General features: G+C 61.9%; 14 protein-coding genes. 6 read left to right on the top strand and 8 right to left on the bottom strand.

The window, feature by feature from the left end; translation table 11 throughout:
- Positions 1–6 precede the first annotated feature (6 nt).
- The 3 genes from NKJ17_RS09875 (at position 7) to NKJ17_RS09865 (ending at position 3,700) form a co-directional block, all read left to right on the top strand.
- Positions 7–2,076 (top strand): ASKHA domain-containing protein, encoded by a 2,070-nt coding sequence (locus NKJ17_RS09875; RefSeq protein ID WP_352688163.1) that lies wholly within the window; start codon positions 7–9, stop codon positions 2,074–2,076.
- A 187-nt stretch (positions 2,077–2,263) separates the two neighbouring features.
- Positions 2,264–2,446: a hypothetical protein gene (locus NKJ17_RS09870; RefSeq protein WP_352477599.1), complete on the top strand. Its 183-nt coding sequence runs from the start codon at positions 2,264–2,266 to the stop codon at positions 2,444–2,446.
- Positions 2,447–2,716: 270 nt separating this feature from the next.
- The gene (locus tag NKJ17_RS09865; RefSeq protein WP_352505745.1) at positions 2,717–3,700 is read left to right on the top strand and encodes an alpha/beta hydrolase; all 984 of its coding nucleotides are present in this window, start codon (positions 2,717–2,719) and stop codon (positions 3,698–3,700) included.
- A 6-nt stretch (positions 3,701–3,706) separates the two neighbouring features.
- On the opposite strand, the gene NKJ17_RS09860 is transcribed toward NKJ17_RS09865, so the two are convergent.
- Positions 3,707–4,606, bottom strand: a complete 900-nt coding sequence (locus tag NKJ17_RS09860) for a LysR substrate-binding domain-containing protein (protein ID WP_023676521.1) — start codon at positions 4,604–4,606, stop codon at positions 3,707–3,709.
- Between the two features lie 230 nt (positions 4,607–4,836).
- On the opposite strand from NKJ17_RS09860, the gene NKJ17_RS09855 reads away from it, so the two are divergent.
- The 3 genes from NKJ17_RS09855 (at position 4,837) to NKJ17_RS09845 (ending at position 6,777) form a co-directional block, all read left to right on the top strand.
- A complete protein-coding gene (locus NKJ17_RS09855) occupies positions 4,837–5,022 on the top strand; it encodes a hypothetical protein (RefSeq protein ID WP_023719925.1) in 186 nt (61 codons plus the stop codon).
- Positions 5,023–5,356: 334 nt separating this feature from the next.
- On the top strand, positions 5,357–5,491 hold the full coding sequence (locus NKJ17_RS09850) for a hypothetical protein (RefSeq protein WP_013894968.1): 135 nt from the start codon (positions 5,357–5,359) through the stop codon (positions 5,489–5,491).
- A gap of 347 nt (positions 5,492–5,838) precedes the next feature.
- On the top strand, positions 5,839–6,777 hold the full coding sequence (locus NKJ17_RS09845; RefSeq protein ID WP_302895626.1) for a GlxA family transcriptional regulator: 939 nt from the start codon (positions 5,839–5,841) through the stop codon (positions 6,775–6,777).
- Between the two features lie 31 nt (positions 6,778–6,808).
- On the opposite strand, the gene NKJ17_RS09840 is transcribed toward NKJ17_RS09845, so the two are convergent.
- The 7 genes from NKJ17_RS09840 to NKJ17_RS09810 form a co-directional block, all read right to left on the bottom strand.
- Entirely contained in the window at positions 6,809–7,594 is a 786-nt protein-coding gene (locus NKJ17_RS09840) for an ABC transporter ATP-binding protein (RefSeq protein ID WP_352505744.1), read from the bottom strand.
- The gene (locus NKJ17_RS09835; protein ID WP_352505743.1) at positions 7,591–8,367 is read right to left on the bottom strand and encodes an ABC transporter permease; all 777 of its coding nucleotides are present in this window, start codon (positions 8,365–8,367) and stop codon (positions 7,591–7,593) included. The genes NKJ17_RS09840 and NKJ17_RS09835 overlap by 4 nt, the downstream gene beginning before the upstream one ends.
- A gap of 71 nt (positions 8,368–8,438) precedes the next feature.
- Positions 8,439–9,389, bottom strand: coding sequence for an ABC transporter substrate-binding protein (locus NKJ17_RS09830; protein WP_352505742.1), 951 nt, complete (start codon positions 9,387–9,389; stop codon positions 8,439–8,441).
- 112 nt (positions 9,390–9,501) lie between these two features.
- A complete protein-coding gene (locus tag NKJ17_RS09825; protein WP_352505741.1) occupies positions 9,502–10,350 on the bottom strand; it encodes a DUF1194 domain-containing protein in 849 nt (282 codons plus the stop codon).
- A 91-nt stretch (positions 10,351–10,441) separates the two neighbouring features.
- Positions 10,442–13,003, bottom strand: coding sequence for a GcvT family protein (locus NKJ17_RS09820; protein WP_352505740.1), 2,562 nt, complete (start codon positions 13,001–13,003; stop codon positions 10,442–10,444).
- Positions 13,004–13,271: 268 nt separating this feature from the next.
- A complete protein-coding gene (locus NKJ17_RS09815; RefSeq protein WP_254818157.1) occupies positions 13,272–13,535 on the bottom strand; it encodes a hypothetical protein in 264 nt (87 codons plus the stop codon).
- Between the two features lie 154 nt (positions 13,536–13,689).
- Positions 13,690–16,179: a mechanosensitive ion channel family protein gene (locus NKJ17_RS09810; protein ID WP_352505739.1), complete on the bottom strand. Its 2,490-nt coding sequence runs from the start codon at positions 16,177–16,179 to the stop codon at positions 13,690–13,692.
- Between the last annotated feature and the right edge of the window lie 74 nt (positions 16,180–16,253).

The raw sequence follows: 16,253 nt of genomic DNA, 5'->3' as shown, positions 1-16,253 counted from the left end.
GAACGAATGAACTCTCCCGTCAACATCACTGATCCGCTCGTGCTGTTCATGCCGTCGGGCAAGCGCGGGCGGTTTCCGGTCGGCACACCGGTTCTGGATGCCGCGCGCCAGCTTGGTGTCTACGTCGAGAGCGTGTGCGGCGGGCGTGCCACTTGCGGGCGTTGCCAGATCGAGGTGCAGGAAGGCAATTTCGCCAAGCACAAGATCGTCTCCTCCAACGATCACCTCTCGCCCAAGGGCGCCAAGGAAGAGCGCTACGAGCGCGTTCGCGGGCTCCCCGAGCGGCGCCGCTTGTCCTGCTCGGCACAGATCCTCGGCGATCTCGTCGTCGACGTGCCGCAGGACACCGTTATTAACGCGCAGACTATCCGCAAGGACGCCGATACCAGGGTCATCGCCCGCGATGCGGCTATCCGCATGTGCTATGTCGAGATCGAAGAACCCGACATGCACAAGCCGCTCGGCGACCTCGACCGCCTGAAGATCGCGCTGATGAAGGACTGGGGCCTCAAGAGCCTAGATTTCGATTTCCATCTGTTGCCGCAGGTGCAAGGCATTTTGCGCAAAGGCAACTGGACCGCGACGGCCGCCATCCACAAGGACACCGACAGCGAGACCGCGCGGGTCATCGCTCTGTGGCCTGGCCTGAAGAACGAGGCATACGGGCTTGCCTGCGATATCGGCTCGACCACGATCGCCATGCATCTGGTGTCGTTGCTGTCGGGTCGGGTCGCCGCCTCGTCGGGCACCTCCAATCCGCAGATCCGCTTCGGCGAGGATCTGATGAGCCGCGTCTCTTACGTGATGATGAACCCGGACGGCCGCGAAGGCATGACGGTCGCCGTGCGCGAGGCCATTTCGGGCCTCGTCGACAAGGTCTGCGCCGAAGGCAACGTCCAGCGTAACGATATCCTGGATTCCGTTTTCGTCGGTAATCCGATCATGCATCATCTGTTCCTCGGCATCGATCCGACCGAACTCGGCGGCGCTCCCTTCGCGCTAGCCGTCTCCGGCGCCGTGCACATCAAGGCATCGGATATCGGCTTGAAACTCAACCAGGGCGCCAGGCTTTACATGCTGCCTTGCATTGCCGGCCATGTCGGCGCTGATGCGGCTGCAGTGACGCTGTCGGAAGGCCCGCATCGGCAGGACGAGATGATGCTGATCGTCGATGTCGGTACCAATGCCGAGATCGTGCTCGGCAATCGCCAGCGGGTCGTGGCGGCCTCCTCGCCAACCGGCCCGGCCTTCGAGGGTGCGGAAATCTCCGGTGGCCAGCGCGCCGCACCGGGTGCAATCGAACGCGTCCGTATCGATCCCGAAACGCTGGAGCCGAAATACCGCGTTATCGGCTCGGAACTCTGGTCCGACGAGCCGGGCTTCCTCGACAGCGTGCAGGCGACCGGCGTCACCGGCATTTGCGGCTCCGGCATCATCGAGGTGGTAGCCGAGATGTACCTCGCCGGCATCATTTCCGAGGACGGCGTCGTCGATGGATCGCTGAGCGGCCACTCGCCTCGCGTCGTCGCCAATGGCCGCACCTTCTCCTATGTGCTGAAGGAAGGCGAGCCCAAGATCACCATTACCCAGACCGACGTGCGCGCCATCCAGCTTGCCAAGGCGGCGCTTTATGCCGGAACCAAGCTTTTGATGGAAAAGCAGCACACCGAACATGTCGACCGTATCCATTTTGCCGGCGCGTTCGGCTCGTTCATCGATCCGAAATACGCAATGGTGCTGGGCCTGATCCCGGACTGCGACCTCGACAAGGTCTCGGCCGTCGGCAATGCGGCCGGCGCCGGCGCCCGCATGGCGCTCCTGAACCGCGGCTATCGCCGCGAGATCGAGGAAACCGTCAGCAGGATCGAGAAGATCGAGACGGCGCTGGAGCCGAAATTCCAGGAACATTTCGTTTATGCCATGGCGCTCCCAAATAAGATCGACCCGTTCCCCAAGCTGTCGGCGGCGGTGAAACTGCCGCCGCGCAAGACGGTGAGCGAAGACGGCATTGCCGGCGACGCTGCCCCGCGACGGCGTTCGCGCGAAGGCCACGCCGCGCGGCGCGGGCGGGGATGACTCGCCTCCGCTCGGCTGTCAGCCTTTCTATTTTCATTTGTATGCAAATGTTTCCAGATCGCGCCGATCTGGAAACGAAATCGCGTTTTCGTGAAATCCGCCAGATACATGTGCGGAGCATTTAACCGGCATCGAACGGCAGGCAGAAACAGTTGTCGGCCACCGCAACGCTCCAAAGGAGATCAAGATGTCGATGTTCGGAAGCCTCGGCCGCTATGGTGCGGCCTTCAAGAAAACACGCGAAGCGCGCAAGTCGCTGCGCATCCTCAACAGCTTGCCGCCTGAGATCCAGAAGGACATTGGCTGGCCGGTGTCGCCGCGTTCAAGCGAAAGGCAGCTTTCGGTCGGCTGGGGCATGCAGCGCGGATGAACTTCATCGACAAATGCAAGCTGCTTGGTATTCGCCGGGGCCGCAATGCGGCTCCGGCTGCACCCAGCAATCGGCTGCGCGCCGCACTGCCGCCCGCGGCGCTGAGCTGCCCAGGTGGGCTAGCGACTTCATGGACCTGAGGCTTTATCGCCAGCTGGAGTCAAACCACCGTGTTGAGATTGCATAAATATTGACTTTTTTGGTGGCGACACAATCTTCAAAATAGTCGGGGGTTCTCTTAGTCGGCTCAGCCGAAGTCCGTGTATCTGCATGCCCAGTCTCAAAAGCCACGTCGTTTCGTTCGTGCTCAGGTACAGCCGTAAGAAGGCGTTTTCCAGCCCGGAGAACCTGCAGCGCTGGATCGCCTATGCGCGCAAGACGGAAAACCATCGGCCGCCTGCGTCGCTGCGGTCGCGCCTGGAGATCACAACCCGCACGATCAACGGCTTTCCCGTCTACGAGATCGCGCCCAAGGCTGGCGAGCGGAGGCGGATTCTCTACCTGCACGGCGGCGCTTACGTCTTTGAAATCACCCCCTATCATTGGCGGCTGATCGCCGACATGGCCGACCGCCTCGGGTTCGGTATCACCGTGCCGATCTATCCCATTGCTCCCGAACACGATTTCCACGCGATGTTCGGTATGGTCGGCGCCGTCTACCGCCAGATGTTCGGCGAAACCAGGGCAAATGACATCATCTTCATGGGCGATTCCGCCGGCGGAAACATGGCTGTCGTGCTGACCATGATGGCTGCGCAAGACGGCCTGCCCTTGCCATCACGCCACGTGCTGATTTCGCCCGGCCTCGACGTATCGCTCGCCAACCCAGAAATGTATGAGGCTGAACGCAACGATCCATGGCTGGGCATTGCCGGCGGCCGCGAGGCGATCCGGCTTTACAGCGCCGGCATAGATCCCACCGACTGGCGCATCAGCCCGGTTTACGGCGACCTGTCGGTGCTGCCCAAAACGCTGCTGCTGACCGGTTCACGCGATCTGCTTACACCCGACAATCTGATCTTCGCGGAAAAGGCACGCGCGGCCGGCGTCGAAATTGAGGTCGTCCACGAGCAAGGCATGTTCCATGTCTGGCCATTGATCGACATGCCGGAGGCGCGACGCGCGCGGGACAGCATAGTGGCCTTCTTGACCAACGAAACTGACAGTTATCATGCCAAGGCAGGAGAGTTGTCGCTGCAAAGGGCAGACCGCGATGGAACCCCTCGCGATCTGGTTGCGCCGCTCAGGTCGTAGTTTGGCTCAGAACTTCCCAGTTTCCCTGAACATCTCAAACGTCGCTCGGATATGGTCGGCGACTGCCTTCACCGGCGCGCTGGCGTCCGGCGTCACCACCATGGCGAGGTTGTAGGTGCCGATGTCAGGCATGCCGTCCTTCGGGCACAGCTCGACCATGTCGCTGCCGAGGAACGATTTCGGCAGCGGCGCGACTGCAAGATCCGCCATGATCGCGGCGCGCTGGCCGGCCGTGTGCGCGCTCATATAGGCGATACGGTAGTTGCGGCCCTCGCGGCCAAGCGCCTCCAATGCACCCGCCCGCCAGGCGCAGCCTTCTTCCCACAAGGAGACCGGCAGCGGCTCGCGCAGATGCGCACAGCCCCCCTTGGCACCGGCCCAGACGATAGGCTCGGTGAGCAGTACTTCGGCGCCGATCGCGCTGGTCTTGTATGAGTTGGTGAGCAGCGTGATGTCGAGTGCCCGATCGTCCATGCGACGGCGCAGGTTGACGCTCTGGTCGATGGTGACGTCGACCGCGATGGAAGGATGCGACTGTGCGAATCGCTTCAGCACATGCGGCAGCACACGTTCGCCATAATCGTCCGGCGAGCCGAGCCGCACCACCCCGACAATGTCTGGAATGATGAACTTCGACACCACCTCGCGATTGATCGACAGCAGCCGGCGCGCGTAGCCGAGCAGCATCTCGCCATCGGTGGTCAGCGTCACCGAACGGGCGTCGCGCGCGAACACCGAGCGGCCGAGAATGTCCTCCAGCTTCTTGATCTGCATGGAGACGGCCGACGGCGTGCGGAAGACCGCATTGGCCGCAGTGGTGAAGCTCCCGGTCTCGGCGATTGCGACGAAAGTGCGCAGAACGTCGAGATCGAGCAGCGGCAGCGGATGATTGAGTGGGGCGTTCATGGCAAGCGACCTTCAATTTTTCTGATGCAAACCATCATTCCATTTCGTTTGATTGAACATCAGTTTGGGAGGATAGTCAACTCCATCGAAGGCAGGACGCATCGACGTGGTCCCGAAACAACCATGACACGGACCTGCAATCGACACGAAATGAAGCTGAAACAAACCCGGTGTACCGCCTGACGCTGCAAGCGCCGGGACAATCCCGGCCCAACGCGAAGGAGAATGAGATGTCTATCCTGTCATCCATCGGTCGGATCGCGACCGAGTTCAGCGAGGCCCGTGCCCGCTACCAGACGGAACGAGCCATCCGCGCGCTGCCGATTGAACTGCAGAAGGATATCGGCTGGCCCGAAGCTGCCGATGCCAAGACCGGCACTCGCCATGGTGTGGGATCTTGGGCTGGAGCAAAGTAAACCGTGTGTATCAACAGCTGAGGCCTGCCGCGCAGATCAGCCCGGCAGGCCTTTTTGTTTGTATTCAAATGATTTTCCCGAGCCATGTCGCCGTCGCATGCCGCATATGAGCAAGTCGCATAGCAGCCCGCACTGGCAATCAACACATTGTAAATAATCGAAAATCCTGGGCAGGTTGCCCAAATTTGTCGCATTCCGTGTCGCTTTTCATATCAAGTGCTTCGCTTTTGCGATTTAGTTTCCCCTCACGTAAGCCTATATGATCATCAACAAACGAGCTGCCCCACTCCATCAAGCGAAGGCGACCCGTCTGAGCAACTGAATGGAGATGATCATGAAGCTTTTTGCCCGCCTCTTTGCCCGCCGCGAAATGAACCTGACGACCGCGCTCGAGCGCCAGCGCCTGGCCAACACCATGCCCGGCCAGACCGGGGCCATGGCTGCGGCGCGCCTCGGCTTCGTCGCCTGAGACAGCAATCCTGGCGGAAGCAGCCCAGCGCTGCTTCGAAGTCGATCCAGCGCCGCCTCGGTTTTGCCGAGGCGGCGTTTTCGTGTGCGCAGACTGCGTAGGCTCGTTGGTCGATCCGGCGGCCTGTCACGTCCTTCGCCGCACAGCGATTGCCCATTTGCGACCCATGTCGCAAATAAAGTCGCTCCATTGCCATCTAGCCAATTGACAGGAAACGTTTTTCCTGATGTCGCTATGCTGATCGCGACATCCTGTTCGCGCCATTGCAGCGTGAGGATCTACCCGTGAACGTCGTAAAGCACCCGATCCGGCGATCGTTCGTATTCTTCCTGGTCCCCGATTTCACCATGATCGCCTTCGCAACGGCGCTCGATCCGTTGCGTTCGGCCAACCGCATGCTCGGCTATGAAGCCTATCGCTGGCGGCTCGCCAGCATCGACGGCAAGCCGGTGCGCGCCTCGAACGGCGTCGAATGCGCCGTCAACACCTCGCTGGAGGAAGAGCGCAAGAAGATGTCCGGACCGGACCGGCCGAACATGGCCATCGTCTGCAGCGGCATCAATGTCGAGCGCTACCAGAACAAATCGGCCTTTGCCTGGTTGCGCGAGGAGTACAATCGCGGCGTTGCCGTCGGCGGCCTGTGCACCGGCGCGCATATCCTGGCCGCAGCAGGCCTGTTGTCCAACAAGCGCTGCGCCATCCATTGGGAGAACCTGCCGGGCTTTTCCGAGGCGTTCCCCAAGGCCAATGTCTTCGCCGACCTCTTCGAGATCGACCAGAACATCTACACCTGCGCCGGCGGCACCGCCGCTCTCGATATGATGCTGAAGCTGATCGGCGACGATTTCGACGAGAGCCTCGTCAACCGCGTCTGCGAGCAGGTGCTGACCGATCGCGTGCGCAGCCCGACCGACCGCCAGCGCCTGCCGCTGCGCGCCCGCCTTGGCGTGCAGAATTCCAAGGTGCTGACCATTATCGAGCTGATGGAAGCCAATCTCTCCGAGCCGCTCTCGCTGATCGAGATCGCTGACCATGTCGACCTGTCGCGCCGGCAGATTGAGCGCCTGTTCCGCACCGAGATGGGGCGCTCCCCTGCCCGTTACTATCTGGAGATCCGCCTCGACCGCGCCCGGCACCTGCTGATCCAGTCGTCGTTGCCGGTCGTCGAAGTGGCGGTCGCCTGCGGCTTTGTTTCCGCCTCGCATTTCTCCAAATGCTATCGCGAGTTGTACGCCCGCTCGCCGCAACAGGAACGCGTCGACCGCAAGCAGCTTCTGGCGGCTTGATCGGGCCATCGGCTGGACGAAGCCCGCCGAGTCAATGCACTTCGGCCGTGCGCATCGCCTCGACGCGGATATCTTCCGTCAGCCGCGCCTTCAGTGCCGAAAACTCCGGGCTGGTCTTCAGCGTGTAGTGGCGCGGATGCGGCAGGTCGACGGCAACGTCCGACTTGATGCGGCCGGGCCGCGCCGTCATTACCACCACGCGCGACGCCATGAAGATCGCCTCCTCGATGTCGTGGGTGACGAACAGCACCGTTTTTTGCCGGCGCTCCCATATGCCGAGAAGCAGCTCCTGCATCAGCCCTCGGGTCTGGTTGTCGAGTGCTCCGAACGGCTCGTCGAGCAGCAGGATCTCCGGATCGTTGGCCAGTGCCCTGGCAATCGCGGTGCGCTGCTGCATGCCGCCGGAAAGCTGCTTCGGCCAATGGTTTTCAAAACCTCTCAGCCCGACGAGATCGACGTAAGAAGCGACGATTTCGTTGCGCTCGTGCTCGGCCATTCCACGTTCGCGCAGGCCGAAGCCGATGTTCTCGGCGACCGTCAGCCACGGAAACAGCGTATAGGACTGGAAAACCATGCCGCGGTCTGGACCGGGCCGGTCCACCACCCTGCCGTCGAGCATAACACGTCCCCCACTCGGCGCTTCGAGGCCGGCGACGATCCTGAGCAGCGTCGACTTTCCACAGCCGGATGGCCCCAGGATGGTGATGAAGTCGTTGGCGGCGACCGCCAGATCGGTCGGCATCAGCGCCTTGACCGGCTGCCCACCGCCGACACCGGCGAAGGTGCGCGAGACGCCTTCGATGACCAGCTTGCTCACGCCAGGCTCCATGGAAACAGCCAACGGTTGAGCGCCTTGAAGGCGAAATCGGACAACAGCCCGATCAGGCCGATGACGATGATGCCGAAGATGATCTGCCCTGTCGCCAGCCGCGACTGGCTGTTGATGATCATGTAGCCGATGCCCGACGACGAGCCGATCAGCTCGGCGACGATGACATAGGTCCAGGCCCAGCCGAGCACCAGCCGCAGGGTCTCGGCAATCTCCGGCGCATTGGCCGGCATGATCACGCGCCGCACGATGCCGTTGTCGGACGAGCCAAGCGTGTAGGCCGCCTCGACCAGGTCGCGCCGTGTTCCGCCGACTGTGACCGCGATGATCAGGATGATCTGGAACACCGAGCCGACGAAGATCACCAGCAGTTTTTCGAGCTCGCCAACGCCCGCCCACAGAATGAGCAGCGGGATGAAGGCCGATGCCGGCAGATAGCGGGCGAAGGAGACGAACGGCTCCAGGAACGCCTCCACGGGCTTCCAGGCACCCATCACGATGCCGAGCGGCACGGCAACGATGGCCGCCATCAGGAACCCGCCGAAGACGCGCCAGATAGTGATAAGGATGTCGAGCCAGAAGCGGTCCTCGACCAGCAGCCGCCAACCGTCTCTCACCATCGACAGCGGATCGGCAAGGAAAATGCGATTGACGTGGCCGCCAAGCGTGATCCACGCCCAGAACGCCACGAACAGCACGAAGAACGAAATGCCGAGCACGGTTCGAATGCCCGGCGAGACCGGATGCAAGGGGCGCGGCATCTTCGACCGTCCTCTGATCGGAATGAAAAAGCGGCGGCGCACGCGCCGCCGCCGGGCGACAATCCTGCCGGTTAGTCGGCGACGGCGCTGGTGTCGGCCAATGTCGATACGTCGGGCGCTTCCTTGATCAAGCCCATCTGCAGCAGAAGCTCGCCGGCGGTCTTGGAAAAGTCCTGGAATTCCTTGGTGAAGAACTGCTTGTTTTCAGCCTTGTCGGCCCATTTCAGGTATTTTGCCGACTCTTCGAACTCCTTGGCCGACTGCTTCACGTCGGCGCCCATCGCCTCATAGGATTTCGCCGGGTCGCTCTTTATCAGGTCAAGTGCCTCGAAATAGCTGTCGGCAAGCGCCTTGGCCGCATCCGGATTGGCCTTGAGGAACTCCGGCGTGCAGCCGACCGTGTCGAGCACCATCGGATAATCGAGAGTGGTCACAAGGATATGGCCCTGGTCGGACTTTTCGCGCACCGCCGAGATGAACGGCTCATAGGTGACCGCCGCATCGTTCTGTCCGGCGAGAAACGCCTGCGCCGCCGCGTCCGGCTCCAGGTTGACGACCGTCACGTCCTTGGTCGACATGCCGTTCTTGTTGAGCACCCAGGCCAGCATGAAATAGGGCGACGTGCCCGGCGCCGAGGACGCGACCGACTTACCCTTGAGATCGGCGACGGTCTTGATGTCGTTGCGGGCGACGATGCCGTCGGCGCCGTAGGACTTGTCGAGCTGGAATATCTGCTTGGTCGTCACGCCGTTAGCGTTCCAGACCAGCCAGGTCTCGACCGTAGTGGCGGCGCATTGCAGGTCGCCGCTGGCGATGGCGAGGGGCCGACTGGCTTGCGGCACCTTCTTCAAGGTGACGTCGAGGCCGTGCTTTTCGAAGATGCCGGCCTGCTTGGCGAGCGTCAGCGGCGCAAAGCCAGTCCATCCGCTGATGCCGATGCTGACCGATGTAGCGGCGGTGGCCGGCGCGGACAATCCGACGGCAAGCGTCAAGCTTGCTGCAAGAATTCCGATCCCGTTCATGTCGGTTCCCCTTTTTTGTTCGGATGGAGAATTGTGTCACAGACGCGCACAGGCTTGTCAATGAAGCAGATGCTGCACTGCGGTATGTCACCACCGGCAGCAAACTTCGCCATTAGCGGGTGTTGTACATCCAGCTGCGGTCGCGCCACATTTTTTCGCCAACCAGGCAGTCGGTGACGGGGATGTCCTGCGCCAGCACCAATGGCGGATGCGCCGCCTCTTCCGCCGCTCGCTGCGGCGAGGCCGGACCGGCAAGCTCCAGCACCAGCTTGCGGCGGATGGCCTCCGGAAACTGCGTCCAGTCATTGACCGGGATCATGAAGGAGCCCGGCCCGCCGATGACGCAGTCGCTGTAGTAGCGGTCGAGATTGTTGACATCGTAGGCGCTGGTGAACCCGCCCCTGGTCATCAGCGGCAGGCCGTTGACGGTGATGCCCTGCTTAATCACGGCGTCGCGGGTGATATCGACAGGTGCGCCCTGGTTGTTGGGGCCGTCACCCGAAATGTCGATCACCCGCTTGACGCCCTGGAAGCCGCTTTCGGCAAAGAGATCGCTGGCGAATTCCAGCGCGCCGGAGATCGAGGTGCGCCTGGCACTGGCCGGCGGATGAGCGGAAAGCTGCGCTGCCAGCCGCTCGGCGTCGGCACGATTGGCGATCACCGTCCACGGCACGACGACCTGCTGCCAGGTCGCGCCAGCCCATTCGACATACGTGACGGCAATCTTGCCATGAGCGCCTTCGCCGATTGCCTGCAGGACATCGTCATGCGTCAGCGCCGCCGCATAGCCATGACGCTGGATTTCAAGCTCGTCCGGCGACATGGACAAGGATACGTCGACTGCCAGCACCAGTTCGACGTCGACCGGCTCGGCGGCGCGGGAGTTTGCAGTCAGCCATAGCACCGACGCCAGCGCGGCGGCACCCGAGACGAAATGTCTTGCACTGGCAAAACCAGACATGCCGCACGTTAAGCGAAAATCGCCGATCGACAAAGAGAAAGCCCGGTGGAGAGCCGCTCATTCGGTCACATTTTTGCGACCGTCCCGATGGTTAGCTGCGCGGATTGAGGTTCTCCGGGTCATAGAGCGGCCTGTAGCCGACGGCGGCCACTTCGACCGGGTATTTCTCGCCGAAATATTCGACGTTCAGCTTGCGGCCCTCCTGGCAATACGCCCAGGGCAGGTAGGCGAGCGCGATGTTCTTGCCGAGGGTCGGACCGTAGGCCACCGAGGTCGTGAAGGAGCGGCGGCCGAGCTCGTCGACGAGCGTCTCACCGGTTTGCGGGTCCATCACCGGCATCGTGCCGACCGGATAGCGGGGAACGCCGTTGGAATCGGTATTGTCCGTCATGATAAGCGTGCAAAGCATGGCCGGCTGGTGCACCCGGGCGCGATATTCCAGATGCTTTGCCTTGCCGCAGAAATCGGCCTCCTTGACCTTCGGTCGGGCAAGGTCGGCTTCCAGCAGATTATATTCGGTCAACAGATCCGCGTTTTGCAGACGCAGGCTCTTCTCCATACGGCGGCTGTTGGCATAGGTCTCGACGCCAAAGGCCATCACGCCGGTCGACCGCAGCGCGTCCCAGACAGCGAGGCCGTCCTCGTAGCGCATGTGCAGTTCCCAGCCTTGCTCGCCGACATAGGAGATGCGGAAGGCGGTCACGTCCTTGCCGGCGATCCTGACGGGCTTGATCGCGGCAAATGGAAAATTCTCCGGCGTCAGCCCGTCGGGGTTTTCCACGCACTTGCTCAATGTCGCCCGCGCGTTCGGACCCCAGATGCCGATGGTCACGTACTTCTCGGTCACGTCGGTGACGGTAACGTCGAAGCCTTTGTCTTCTGCCGTCCGGCGCATGTACTGGAAGTCGCGCGGCCCCGCATCGGCGCCGTCGATGACGCGGCAGCGGTCGACCATGCGGATGACGGTCAGGTCGGCGCGCACCATGCCTGCCTCGTCGAGGAAATGGGTATAGATGCCCTTGCCGATATTGCCGTCGCCGCCGATCTTTGCCGCGCACAGCCATTCCATCAGCGCGACATGGTCCGGGCCTTCGACGTCGTACATGGCGAAATGCGACAGGTTGACGATGCCGCAATCCTCGCTCATCGCGAGATGCTCGGCGTTCGAGACGCGCCAGAAGTGGCGGTTATCCCATTCGTTTTGGCGCACCGGCACCCGGTTGCCGTATTTCTCGAGCAGATGCTCGTTGGCGGCGTAGCCATGGGCGCGCTCCCAGCCGCCGAGCTCCATGAAATAGCCGCCGAGTTCCTTCTCGCGCTCCCAGAACGGCGAGCGGCGGACATTGCGAGCCTTGGAGAAGGTCTCGCGCGGATGGACCGCCGGATTGTAGACCTTCATCGCCGTTTCAGTGCAGCGGTCCCAGATGAACTGCTCTTTCGTCTGGTGCGGATAGAAGCGCGAATAGTCGATGGCGTGATGGTCGATCGCCGTGCGGCCGTCTGTCATCCAGTCGGCGATGAGCTTGCCCATGCCGGGACCGTCCTTGACCCAGATCGCCACGGCATACCAGAGGCCCCTCACCTTCTGGCTTTCGCCCATCGAAGGACCGCCGTCCGCCGTCACCTGCAGCAGCCCGTTGAAGGAATGGCTCTCATTGTAGCCCAGCTCGCCCAGGATCGGCGTCAGTTCCATGGCCCGCTCGAGCGGCGCCAGGATCTGCTCCATGTCGAGATCGCGCTGCGACGGCGAAAGCCGTGCCTCGTTTTTCTCGAGAATATCGCGCGGATGGCAAAGGCGCGGATTGGTCTCTTCGTAATAACCCCATTCGATCTGCCCGCCTTCGGCGGTCTTGGGATCGCCGGTATCGCGCATATAGGCCGAATTACCCTGGTCGCGCAGCAGCGGCCAGCCGATCTCCTTGCCGGTGCCGGCGAACTCGGTGTACGGCCCGAAGAAGGTGAGCGGGTGGTCGATCGGCATGACCGGCAGGTCCTCGCCCGCCATTTCCGCGATCAGCCGCCCCCAGATGCCCGTGCAGACCACGACGTAGTCGGCCTGGATGGTGCCGCGGTCGGTCACCACGCCCTTGATGCGGCCGTTGTCGATGACGAGCGACCTGGCCGAGGTGTTGGCAAACGCCTTGAGTTTGCCCGAGGCTTCCGCCTGGTCGACCAGCTTGCCGGCGACTGTCTGCGAACGCGGGATGACGAGGCCGGCATCGGGATCCCACAGGCCGCCCTGTACCATCTGTTCTTCGATCAGCGGGAATTTTTCCTTGATTTCGGCGGGATCGATCAGGCGGGCGCGTGTGCCGAAGGCCTTCGCCGAGGCGATCTTGCGCTTGATTTCCGCCATGCGGGCGTCGTCTCCGACGCGTGCGACCTCGAGGCCGCCGATGCGGGCGTAATGACCCATCTTTTCGTAGAAATCGATGGAATAGAGCGTCGTCCAGCACGACAGGAAATCATGGCTGGTCGTGTAGCAGAAGTCGGAGGCGTGCGCCGTCGAGCCGATATCCGTCGGGATGCCCGATTTGTCGATGCCGACAATATCGTCCCATCCGCGCTCGATCAGGTGATGGGCGACCGATGCGCCGACGATGCCGCCCAGCCCGACGATGACGACCTTCGCCTTTTCCGGAAACCCTGCCATTGCCCGCGACTCCAAGATGCTATTGCGAGCAGACTATAGGTCGGCGCGGCGGCGCGCTTGCAGCCTGTTTGCGACATCGCCAAAAAAGCCCGCGCCACCAGCTCGTCGAATGCAGTTGGACCTACGCCTTCACCCTGCTCGGTACGAAAGCGCTGCTAGAGCCCGTTCTGCGCAGCTTCGAAGAAAAGTGAATACCTTCATCGCCGATTACTGGAAGTAAATAAAAGGCCGGGCGTTTGCCCGGCCTTCAAAAATCATGGCGTCGACTTTACTTGATGCGCGCGACGCCGCCCGAGATCTCGACGGTTTCCGAACCCGTCAGCGCCTCGAGGTCGCCATTCGGCAAGGTAACAAAACAGCCGCTCGGGCAAAATTCCACGGTTTCGCCGGCGGCCAGCGCCAGCTCGGTCTTGCCGCCGCCTTCCGTCACGATCAGCGTGCGGGTCTCGGCGTCCTTGTTGACCGCGCTGGCGGCATGGGCCGAACCGCCCACGGCCAGAAAAGCGATGGCGGCGACGAGAGACTTCCACATTTTGCAGTATCGGTGTTGCCACCGCCTCTGTTGCATTTCGCAAGGCATTCTCGCCGTTTGCAGGTGAGCTTATATGCAATGCAAGCTGAACAGCAACTGAATGCCGCATTCATGCCGCAATTGATTTCCGAAGCTTGAAGGCAAGCTCCAAACGCTAGTCAGGATCGGGCTTGCGTACCTTGCGTCCCGACTTGGCGAGACGTTTCGCCTCGACTGCCGCTAGAGCTTTTGCTTGTTCCCGCTCGGCGAATTCGACTTCGATCTTGTCGTCGTCGATCGGCCAGGCCTCGTGCTTTTTGGTCTCGACGACGGCGCGCGGTGTCGACGGAATTTCGATATGCTGGTCGGCGAACACATCGAAGATGGCAAAGCGGATGTCGTTCTGGACGATATTGCCACTAAGAACGTCTGCCAGGAACACGCGGATCTCGAATTCGAGCGCGGCCGGGCCGAAATTGGAAAACAACACAAAGGGTTCCGGGTTCTTCAGCACCAGCGGATGGCTGCGTGCGATCTCCAACAGGACGCCATGCACGTGCTTGACGTCGCTGCCATAGGCAACGCCGACCTTGATGTCGATGCGGCCGAGCTTGTTGCGGTGCGTCCAGTTGCCGACCGCATTGTTGATCAGGTTTGAATTGGGCAGGATCACCGATTGCCGTTGAAACGTTTCGATCTCGGTGGCGCGCACGCTGATCTTCTTGACAGTGCCGCTGATGTCGCCGGCGACGATCCAGTCGCCGACCTTGAACGGCCGCTCGGCCAGCAGGATCAGGCCCGACACGAAATTCGAGACGACATTCTGCAAGCCGAAACCGATGCCGAGGGACAGGGCGCCGGCGACCAGCGCAAGATTGGAGAGGTCGATACCGGCCGCCGAGATGCCGACCAGTGCCGCGACCGCGACGCCGGCATAACCGACCGCCAGCCGGATCGAATTGCGCACGCCGGTGTCGACCCGGCCGCGCGCCATCACCGAGCCGTCGAGCCAGCCCTGGAACCAGCGCGTCAGGAAATAGCCGATAATGAAGACCACAACGCCGGTGAGAATGCCGGTGACCGAGATCGTCACCGAACCGATGGTGAGGCCGGTCGCCAGCTTGTAGGCCCAGGCCTGAATGTCGCCGGGCTGGAAGCCCCACATCAACAGGATCAGCGGCAGGAACACCAGCACAATCATGATGTTGATGGCGGCGCTGACGACAAGCCCGAGCTGGTCGAGGGCGGTCTCTTCGTAGCTTGAATTGGCCGCTAGCCAGCGCCCGATCGAAGTTTTGGCGAACCCGCCTTCCTCGCCGATCGCCCGCGCCGACAGGAAACCGATATAGGCGGTGACCAGGATCGTGCCGGTGACCACGACCTGCAGCGAGACGAAAATTGCAAGGCCGATATAGCCAAGCAGTGCCGATGCGATGGTGAATAGGCCTAGTGCGATGGCGGTGTAGCGCAGCCACGCCGGCCAGGGGCGCCAGCTTCCGTCGGGAGCCTTGAACGGCTTCAGTAGGCCCATAAGGATCAGGATGATGCCGACGATGATGGTGGCGATGAAGCTTCTGGCGATGGTCAGCGACAGTGGCGAGCCCATCTTGTCGTTCACGACCGACAGGAAATAGTTGATGCCGATGGCGACGGCCATAGCGGTCGTCAGCCGCACCAGCCAGCGCGCCGGGCCGGTTTCGACCGGGATCAGGCGCCAGTTCGGCAATCGGGGCTCGAGCGCTGCGTTGGTCAGGCGGTTGACGCAGAACACCACCGCGGTGACGGCAACCAGCGAATTCAGGAAGATGCCTATGTCACCGCGTAAAACGTTGTAATAATTGAAGAAGAAGATCGTCGAGACAAGGAAGGCGCCGACCGCCAGCGTCGGCAGCAATGTCGACCAGAACGCCACCGACAAGCGGCTGAGATAGGAGGGGTCCTCGACGGAAGGATCCGCTTCGAAGACGCGGCCGAACAGGCGTCGGCCGCCGATAAAAAGCACTGCAGCGAATGCGAGCGCCATCAAAGTCGCGGCAAGAATGGCCTGGAACTTGAACTTGAAGGCGAAGCTCAGCCAGGACGAGACCGCCTTATAGAAGCCGGAAAACTCAGCGTTGGCGTCGGAAAAGACTTCGGGGCTAAGCGCATCGGACAGCACGTAGCGCTTGGTAAGCACATTGCGAAACAGCTCGCTGCGCATGTTGCCGATCTTCTCGATCAGCCCACTGATGCGGATCGACAGGTTCTGCGCGCTGGCAATAACGGCGTTGATCTCGGCTTTTTCGGAAGCCAAGGCCTGGCGTTCACCGGTTACGATGTCTGGCTCGGCCGGCTGGCCCGCGGCCGGCGGAGGTCCCAGCACCTCAATCCGATCGTTGATATCGCCGAGACGCGAGCGGAACGCTAGCGCGCTGGTGAGCGCCGCCCGCGACAGATCCTCCAATTGCAGACGGATTTCCACCAGGGTGGCATCGTCTTGGCCGTCCTGCTGTATCTTCTTCTCGAGACCGTCGGTTTTGGCCGTCAGACTCTGGATGACCTTCTGCTGGTCTGCGATCAACCCGGCGGCGCCCTGCCCGAGTGCCTGCGCCATTGCAACGAACGACGGCGGCGCCGAGACGACAAGCGCAAGAATCAAGACCAGGCGGAGTAAACGAAAGAACATGTTTTTTCTGGTGACTCGCGGGCGGCATCGGCAGTTTTGAAGCACGTCCTTGATAAAGAGGCTCATATCACGGG

This window comes from Mesorhizobium sp. M0208, assembly GCF_040322015.1.
GTDB lineage: Bacteria > Pseudomonadota > Alphaproteobacteria > Rhizobiales > Rhizobiaceae > Mesorhizobium.
This window is presented reverse-complemented; position numbering and strand designations above follow the sequence as displayed.

Excerpts from the sequence above, each read along its gene's own strand:
- NKJ17_RS09845 (WP_302895626.1), top strand. The coding sequence starts at position 5,839 with ATGATCGCCTTCGCAACGGCGCTCGATCCGTTGCGTTCGGCCAACCGC.
- NKJ17_RS09810 (WP_352505739.1), bottom strand. The coding sequence starts at position 16,179 with ATGTTCTTTCGTTTACTCCGCCTGGTCTTGATTCTTGCGCTTGTCGTC.
- NKJ17_RS09860 (WP_023676521.1), bottom strand. The coding sequence starts at position 4,606 with ATGAACGCCCCACTCAATCATCCGCTGCCGCTGCTCGATCTCGACGTT.
- NKJ17_RS09820 (WP_352505740.1), bottom strand. The coding sequence starts at position 13,003 with ATGGCAGGGTTTCCGGAAAAGGCGAAGGTCGTCATCGTCGGGCTGGGC.
- NKJ17_RS09865 (WP_352505745.1), top strand. The coding sequence starts at position 2,717 with ATGCCCAGTCTCAAAAGCCACGTCGTTTCGTTCGTGCTCAGGTACAGC.
- NKJ17_RS09870 (WP_352477599.1), top strand. The coding sequence starts at position 2,264 with ATGTCGATGTTCGGAAGCCTCGGCCGCTATGGTGCGGCCTTCAAGAAA.
- NKJ17_RS09815 (WP_254818157.1), bottom strand. The coding sequence starts at position 13,535 with ATGTGGAAGTCTCTCGTCGCCGCCATCGCTTTTCTGGCCGTGGGCGGT.
- NKJ17_RS09875 (WP_352688163.1), top strand. The coding sequence starts at position 7 with ATGAACTCTCCCGTCAACATCACTGATCCGCTCGTGCTGTTCATGCCG.
- NKJ17_RS09825 (WP_352505741.1), bottom strand. The coding sequence starts at position 10,350 with ATGTCTGGTTTTGCCAGTGCAAGACATTTCGTCTCGGGTGCCGCCGCG.
- NKJ17_RS09835 (WP_352505743.1), bottom strand. The coding sequence starts at position 8,367 with ATGCCGCGCCCCTTGCATCCGGTCTCGCCGGGCATTCGAACCGTGCTC.
- NKJ17_RS09855 (WP_023719925.1), top strand. The coding sequence starts at position 4,837 with ATGTCTATCCTGTCATCCATCGGTCGGATCGCGACCGAGTTCAGCGAG.
- NKJ17_RS09830 (WP_352505742.1), bottom strand. The coding sequence starts at position 9,389 with ATGAACGGGATCGGAATTCTTGCAGCAAGCTTGACGCTTGCCGTCGGA.
- NKJ17_RS09850 (WP_013894968.1), top strand. The coding sequence starts at position 5,357 with ATGAAGCTTTTTGCCCGCCTCTTTGCCCGCCGCGAAATGAACCTGACG.